At 51.3% G+C, this 7,467-nt stretch carries 6 protein-coding genes and 1 tRNA gene; 6 read left to right on the top strand and 1 reads right to left on the bottom strand.

What is annotated here, in order from left to right:
- Nucleotides 1-870 (top strand): hypothetical protein (locus VAE48_RS02165; protein WP_322791668.1); only part of this gene is annotated, 870 nt, incomplete at its 5' end.
- Between the two features lie 109 nt (nt 871-979).
- Nucleotides 980-1,051: transfer RNA gene (locus VAE48_RS02160), tRNA-Gly, on the top strand.
- 35 nt (nt 1,052-1,086) lie between these two features.
- On the opposite strand, the gene VAE48_RS02155 is transcribed toward VAE48_RS02160, so the two are convergent.
- Nucleotides 1,087-2,394, bottom strand: a complete 1,308-nt coding sequence (locus VAE48_RS02155; protein WP_322791667.1) for a kelch repeat-containing protein — start codon at nt 2,392-2,394, stop codon at nt 1,087-1,089.
- 369 nt (nt 2,395-2,763) lie between these two features.
- Between VAE48_RS02155 and VAE48_RS02150 the strand changes: the two genes are divergently transcribed.
- The 4 genes from VAE48_RS02150 (at nt 2,764) to VAE48_RS02135 (ending at nt 7,459) form a co-directional block, all read left to right on the top strand.
- On the top strand, nt 2,764-3,783 hold the full coding sequence (locus tag VAE48_RS02150) for a BMP family protein (protein WP_322791666.1): 1,020 nt from the start codon (nt 2,764-2,766) through the stop codon (nt 3,781-3,783).
- Nucleotides 3,784-3,967: 184 nt separating this feature from the next.
- Entirely contained in the window at nt 3,968-5,464 is a 1,497-nt protein-coding gene (locus tag VAE48_RS02145; RefSeq protein WP_322791665.1) for an ABC transporter ATP-binding protein, read from the top strand.
- Between the two features lie 4 nt (nt 5,465-5,468).
- Nucleotides 5,469-6,539, top strand: a complete 1,071-nt coding sequence (locus VAE48_RS02140; protein ID WP_322791664.1) for an ABC transporter permease — start codon at nt 5,469-5,471, stop codon at nt 6,537-6,539.
- Nucleotides 6,536-7,459 (top strand): ABC transporter permease, encoded by a 924-nt coding sequence (locus VAE48_RS02135; protein ID WP_322791663.1) that lies wholly within the window; start codon nt 6,536-6,538, stop codon nt 7,457-7,459. The genes VAE48_RS02140 and VAE48_RS02135 overlap by 4 nt, the downstream gene beginning before the upstream one ends.
- Nucleotides 7,460-7,467: the final 8 nt, after the last annotated feature.

Raw genomic sequence — 7,467 nt, 5'->3', positions numbered from 1 at the left:
CCCGGCGGCGCTTTGCAAGCCAGACGCGAACTCGCCCGTGAGTTAAACATTTCGCCACAACGAATCACCATCCAGGCTATCGAATCGGTGACATGGCAAAATTCCTGTCTTGAAGCGGGCGAACCGGGTGAAATCTGTCAGGAACAACAAGTCCCCGGTTTAATCGTTACACTTCGCTATGGCCAGCGTATCTACACCTATCACACCGACCTGGATGGTGGACTCATTCGTCCCATTCGCCCTGTAGATCAACCCTCCACATCGGCACTACAGGCTGTACAATATCTGGCAGGTTTGCTGGGTTACGACCCCCAGACAATCCAGATACTCAGCGAACGCGCAATCACCTTCAATGACGGCTGTCTGGAAATTGCGATTGCCGAAATCCCCTGTACCCAGTTGCCTGTGGAAGGTCGGGTCATTCGATTGGGCATCGAAAATCACATCTTTGAATTTCGCGCCTCCTCATTAGACCCGAATCCGGTGCTGGCCAGTGTGGATGGATATTCAAGCAGCGTTCCAGCGCTGAATTGGAGTCGTGAAGGTTCATCTCAGGAATACTGTGATGGTTTGAAAGTGTATCTGAACGGCTGGAGCGTTCAATATTACTGTCGGGGTCAAGCCAGTCAAAATCCGGGTATCATGCGGTTAACCCCTGAACAGTTAAGCCGTTTACTGCGCTGGTTCATCCGCCTTCAACCTTTTGAATTTATCCAAAGCGGAGCGGACGGCAGCCAAATTCGGATGACCTTGAACAGCCTGGGATTGGACGAAGCGGATGATGCGACCAGAGTTGAAATCAGCGAATTTGCCACCAACTTGCTTTCCCCCATTCAAATCGGAACCGTGACCCCATTCCCCTTCCCATAAAACAGATGCCAAATGGATATATTCCGCAAATGCCAGGAGTATTAAGAGGTGTAACAAAATCGGAAGGGTTGACCGTTCGGAAGGAAATGAGTAAAATAACACTCATCATGCGGGAGTCGCCAAGTGGTAAGGCATCAGCCTTCCAAGCTGACATTCGCGGGTTCGAGTCCCGTCTCCCGCTCTACACCTTAAAAACACTTCAGCAGAGGTGTTTTTTTATCGGCTGACAGCCGGCAGCACAACTGTATAAAGGGCTTGATAAGCCTGATGATAGGCGACCGTCCTCATCCCAAGCGTTCCTCCTAGAAAATGGAGGCGCGTTTGGCTGGCCGCCAAAGCCGTATCTGCCGAGACCAGCAAAGGAGGCGGTTCCAAAACTTCCCAAATTCCGCTTGACTCATTGAACCGCAAAATATCCGTGATCGGTTGATCAATTTGATTGACCCCGCCTGCAACATAAACCCCGTCAGCCAGAACAGCCGCGCGCAGGTTTTTCCTTCCCCTAGGAAGAGTAGGTTTTTGCTCCCAGGCAGTTGGGTCGTCTTTCTCGCGATTTGGGTAAAAAGCCACACAATCATCCGATACCCCGTCAAGGGATTCGCCACCCAATAGGTAGATTTTGTTTCCAAGCACAGCTGCTGCCATGAACGCGCGCGCAAAAGGCATCTTCTGTTGCAGCATCCATTCTTTGGCATCCGGTTCGAACACCCACACCTCATCCCGGAATGAATTGCCATCCCAACCGCCAAACAAATACAATCGTCCCTCAAATACAGCCAGACCGTAACCCGTCAGGGGAACCGGCAGAGGAGTGGTTAATTCCCAAAGATCGTTTCGCGGGTCATAAACTTCAACCAGAGTGGTAATGGTTTCATCGGCCAGTTTTCCACCGGGGAGATAAATCTTTTCCCCCAGTACTCCCGCCTGGATATCGCTGGCAAAGGTAGGTTTTGCGGTTTTTTCCTCCCAAAGATTTTGCGTAATGTCGTACGCGAAGACATCGCCGCTGAGTTTTCCGTCCTTCTCGCCGCCAAACAGATAAAGATACCCTTCGTATCGTTCCGTAACCCCTCCCCCGACACGCTCTGGCAAGTCGGCTAATTGGCTCCATCGTTGACCGCTATTTGCAGGAGAAACTCCGCCTGGATTGATCCCTCTCATCCGAAAGAAACCTAATCCTATTAATAAAAGAACCAAGAGCAGCACCCAGCCTCTGCCCTTAATCGGTGAAGAGCGTGTTTCAGTAACCGGCTCATCCGCCGCTGTATCACGATTACTGGAAGCAGATTGATTGATGAGGATTTCCTCACGTACGGATTCGGGAATCAGCCCGATTTTGATGGCGTACAGGGTGGCTTCGGTACGGGAAACTACCCCAATTTTTGCAAAAATGTTTCTGAGGTGCACCTTGACCGTATTCGGACTGATGTACAACGCCTGAGCAATTTCTTTATTGCTTGCGCCGGTGGCGACCAGCCGAAGGATTTCCTTTTCTCGTTCGCTCAATTCGTTCTCAGAGGACATGAATTTATTATAACCACAATTCAGTTCCGGTTAAAATTTGAGATGGTTGGACAATTGTCATACATCTATGATGAATTCGTCATTTAGTCAACCAAACCGCTTGCAATTCGTTAGGTTTTTCAATAAACTATGATTACCCTACATCGTTAATTTCATCCACTACCCTTTCAGATTTACCAGTCTTTGTTTTGATAAAGCTGGAAGTCTGGTTTTTTGGGTTATTTTTCCCCGCTTTTCAAATCGCAACACTCACTGTTGTTACCAGGTATTTAGAAAGGAGGTGGCCGTTTCGATCAATAATATCTCATTCCATCCTCTTTCCCATTTTTTATTTAACAAAAACCAAATACCCTGGAGGAGAATCAAACGATGAAAACCATCAAACTCATCTTGATTGCAGTATTGCTGGTTGTGCTTACCGCACAGTGCGCTCCAGCTGCTCAAACCCAAGCCCCCCAAACCGGTCCAACCGACAAACCGCTATTCTTCGGCGCATTTGCAACCCCGATTGAAGAGCCATGGGATGGTGTAATCCATGAAGCGCTTCAAAAAGCGGCCAGCGAAGGCAAAATCCGCTATGAATATACGGATGACATTGGCTACGCCGGTGATATGGAACGGGTACTGCGCGAAGTAGCCGAAAAACAAAAACCGGCCGCCATCTTTGGCGACGCTTTCGGTAACGAAGAAGCCGTCCGCCGGGTCGCAAAGGATTACCCCGAAATTGCCTTTGTCTTTGGCTCCGGTTTAGGTCCGGCGGAACCCAATTTGGCGGTCTTCGATAACTGGATTCATGAACCAGCCTACTTGTGTGGTTTGATTGCCGGTGGTGTGACCAAAACCAATGTGATCGGCGTGGTCGGCGGTTACCCTGTCCCCGAAGTCAATCGTATCGTCAATGCCTTCATTGATGGGGTTAAGGAAGCCAATCCAGATGCGAAAGTGCTGGTAACTTTCATTAACTCCTGGTTCGATCCTGCCGCTGCCAAAGAAGCCGCTCTGGCTCAGGTGGATGCTGGAGCAGATGTGTTGTTCGCCGAACGATTTGGCGTCATTGATGCTGCCGTAGAAAAAGGCCTGCTGGCATTTGGCAACATGAGCGATCAGTACGAGCTGGGGCCAGATCACGTCCTCACCGGTCCGGTCTGGAACATGACCCCAACGGTTGAATATGTGATCAAGCAGGTGGAAGCCGGAACCTTTACCGCTCAGGATCTTAAGGACTTCAGCATGGTTGCCAAAGGTGGGGCGTATCTGGCCCCCTTCCATGGCATGGAATCCAAGATTCCCGAAAACATCCTGTCTCTGGTCAAGCAGCGTGACGAAGAAATCCGCAACGGCTTGTTCCGCGTGGACATTAAAGAAGAGCCGCCTGCCCCAACCAACTAAGCCCGAATTTTCAGAGCCTGTGCGGCTTTTGAGCCGCACAGGCCTCTCCATTGGATCGGTCTCTTTATCGTCAACATGGATCATGCGGTTGGTCTTGTCCTGAGCAAAAGCCACTGGTTTTGATAAATAATTGAAATAATTCAGCCCATGCCTGACCAGCCGTCACTTCCCCTCAGGAGAGTGTATGTTTATTGTTGAGATGCAATCCATCACCAAGCGCTTTGGCGATCTGATCGCCAATGACCATGTGAACTTTCAACTGAAAAAAGGGGAAGTTCACGCTTTGCTGGGTGAAAACGGGGCAGGAAAAACCACACTGATGCGCATCCTTTATGGGTTGTATCATCCCGATTCGGGTGTCATCAAAGTAAAAGATCAACCTGTCGTCATCCACTCACCCAAAGATGCCATCCAACTCGGCATTGGAATGGTTACCCAGCATTTCGCCCTCGTGCCGCCGCTGACGGTTGCCGAAAATGTCGTGCTGGGTTATCAAAATTCGTTTGTTCTCAATCAAACCCAAATAGAGGAGAGCGTTGCTGAGGCCGCCCGGCGTTTTGGATTGGAAATCAATCCCAAAGCGATTGTCCGGCATCTCTCGGTTGGGCAGCGCCAGCGCGTTGAAATCCTCAAAGCCCTTTACCGCAACGCTGAAATTCTCATTTTAGACGAGCCAACCGCAGTGCTGATTCCGCAGGAAGTGGAAGCGCTGTTTGAGACCCTGAACCTCCTCAAACAGGAGGGTTTATCGGTCATTTTCATCAGCCATAAACTGCATGAGGTCACCCAGATTACCGATCGAGTTACCGTGCTGCGGGATGGAAAAGTTGTTGGAACGGTCAACACCGCCGATGTAACCCAAAAAGAACTGGCAGCCATGATGGTGGGCAGAGAAACTTTTGGCGTTTCCCGTCCGGATGCGACTGAATCGGCTCAGAAACCTGCGCTGGAGTTGGTTAACCTTTGCGCCAATGACGATAAACACCTGCCTGTTTTGAAAAATGTCTCCCTCACGGTTTACGAAGGCGAAATTTTAGGCATTGCGGGTGTGGGCGGCAATGGCCAGAAAGAACTTGCCGAAACTATTTGCGGCGTGCGCCAACCGACTGCAGGAAAAATAGTGGTTGAAGGTCAAGATGTTACCGGAAAATCCCCCTCCGAGCTGACCAGAGCAGGACTTGGGCGCATCCCTGAAGACCGCCATGAAGGAATGGTCGTTCATCTGACCGTCACAGAAAATCTGGTACTGGAACATCTGGATGAATTCAGCCGCAAGGGCATGTTGGACCATAAAGCCATCCGCCAGTATGCCGATGATCTGATCCGGAAATTCCAGATCAAGGCCAGGCCCAACGACATTACCCGCACCCTCTCCGGCGGAAATATGCAAAAAGTCTTGCTGGCAAGGGTGCTTGCCCGTCAACCCAAGGTGATTATCGCCCCCCAGCCAACCCGCGGACTGGATATCGGTGCAACCGATTATGTCCGTCAGCAATTATTGGAGCAGCGCCAGCGTGGTGCAGCCATCCTGTTGATCTCCGAAGACCTTGATGAGATTCTGGCTCTCTCGGATCGCATTGCCGTCATCTACGAAGGCGAAATTGTTGGTACTTTACCCGCATCAGAAGCCACGCCCGAACGGCTGGGGCTGCTCATGTCGGGTGCCGTCAAGGAGCACTGATTCCATGGAAGCCAAACGGTTCCCCTACCAACTGATCAAAACTGACACACCCCCTTTTTGGATGCGCCCGCTCATCCCGGTTTTGATCCTCTTGACTACCTTCCTCATTACCGCCGGCTTGATTCTCACCGCCCGGGCAAATCCTTTTCAAGCCTATTATTATTTTTTGATTTCCCCTCTCTCCAGTCAGGTATCTTTTCTGGAGGTGCTGGTCAAAGCCACCCCCCTCATGCTTACCGGCGTGGCCGTGACCTTTGCGTTTGCTACCGGTTATTATAATATCGGCGCCGAGGGGCAACTTTACGCCGGCGCCATTGCCGCAGCATGGCTCGGCATTGTGTTGGGCGGACTGCCTCCATTAATTGCCCTTCCGCTGATGATCATCGGCGGTTTTCTGGCAGGCATGGCCTGGGCGTTGATTCCGGCGCTGCTTAAAGTGCGGCTGGCCGTGGATGAAGTGGTAACCACTTTGTTGATGAATTCGATCATGGCCTATATTGTCAGCGCAATTCTAAACGGCCCCTGGCGTGACCCAACCTCCGGCTGGCCGCAATCTCCCGAAATCGCTGAAAGCACCATGTTCTTTAAGCTGATTCCCCGTTCGCGTTTGCACTTTGGTTTCATCGTTGGACTGATCGCCATCGCGGTCTTGTGGTTTGTCTTGACCCAAACTTCCTTTGGTCTGAAAATGCGCGCGGTTGGTTTGGGCAAACCTGCTGCTCAATTTGCCGGAATTTCGGTGGGACGCACCACTCTGATTGCCGCTTTGATTAGCGGTGGGATTGCCGGGATTGCCGGTGTCAGCGAGGTAGCGGGTATTCAATATCATCTGATCGGTGACCTTTCTGCCAATTACGGTTATACCGGCGTGATTATCGCAACGCTGGGCGGCTTGAACGCCATTGGCGTTTTTGTTGCTTCCCTTTTCTTTGGATTGATTGACACCGGCGCGCAGACTGTCAGTCGGGCGATGGGCGTGCCGGTTTATCTGGGTCAGGTAACCCAGGCGGTCATGTTACTGGTTGCTCTCGGGATGTACCTGCTGCAGCGCTACCGCATCGTTCGGAGGGTATGATGGAAGTTTTCATTGTCAACTTAATCGCTGCCACCTTCCGGGTTTCAACACCAATTGTCCTAGCTGCCATTGGAGAAACTTACAGCGAACGCGCTGGTATTTTGAACCTCGGTATTGAGGGTATCATGTACTTTGGTGCTTTTGTAGGTTTTCTCACAGCCGATAAAAGCGGTTCTCTCTGGTTGGGTTTACTTGTTGCCATCCTGTCAGGAATTCTATTCGGGTTGCTGATGGGTTTATTCACGGTCACGTTGGGAGTAAACCAGCACGTTTCCGGTCTGGGAATCACATTGCTGCTCAGTGGTTTGACCCTGTTTGCATTTCGCCTGTTTTACGGCGGGCGCTCCACTCCACCTTCAATCCCTTCCTTCCAGACCCTAAAAATCCTTCCGGACAACCCCATTCTCGGCCCAATCCTTTCCCAATACTGGTTGACCTATGTCACCTTTTTAGTGATTGTTCCGCTGGCCTGGTGGATTTTATACCGCACCAACTTCGGCCTGAAAATCCGCTCGGTAGGTGAGAATCCGGAAGCCGTGGATGCCGCCGGAATCAGCGTACCCGCTGTGCGTTACGCTGCACTGGCGATTGGCGGTGGTCTGATGGCGGCTGGCGGGGCATTTCTCTCGCTCTTTCAATTGGGCGCTTTCACCCACGGCATCATCTCCGGGCGCGGCTGGGTTGCGATTGCCATCGTTATTTTTGGCAACTGGCATCCCATCCGTGTGATGCTGGGGGGGCTCATTTTCGGCGGCACATTTGCCCTGCAGCTCCGTTTGCAGGCAATGGGTTTACAGTTACCCATCCCTTACGAAACCTTTTTGGCCCTGCCGTATGTCGTCACCATCATTGCGCTGGTAATTGCCGGACGAAATGCTTCTTACCCTGCAGCCCTCTTGAAACCCTACCGCAGGGAATAGTATTCTTT

This window comes from Bellilinea sp. (genome assembly GCF_034432615.1).
In the GTDB taxonomy this organism is placed as follows: domain Bacteria; phylum Chloroflexota; class Anaerolineae; order Anaerolineales; family Anaerolineaceae; genus Bellilinea.
The sequence above is the reverse complement of the archived record's forward strand: the minus strand, read 5'-3'. Positions and strand labels throughout refer to the sequence as shown.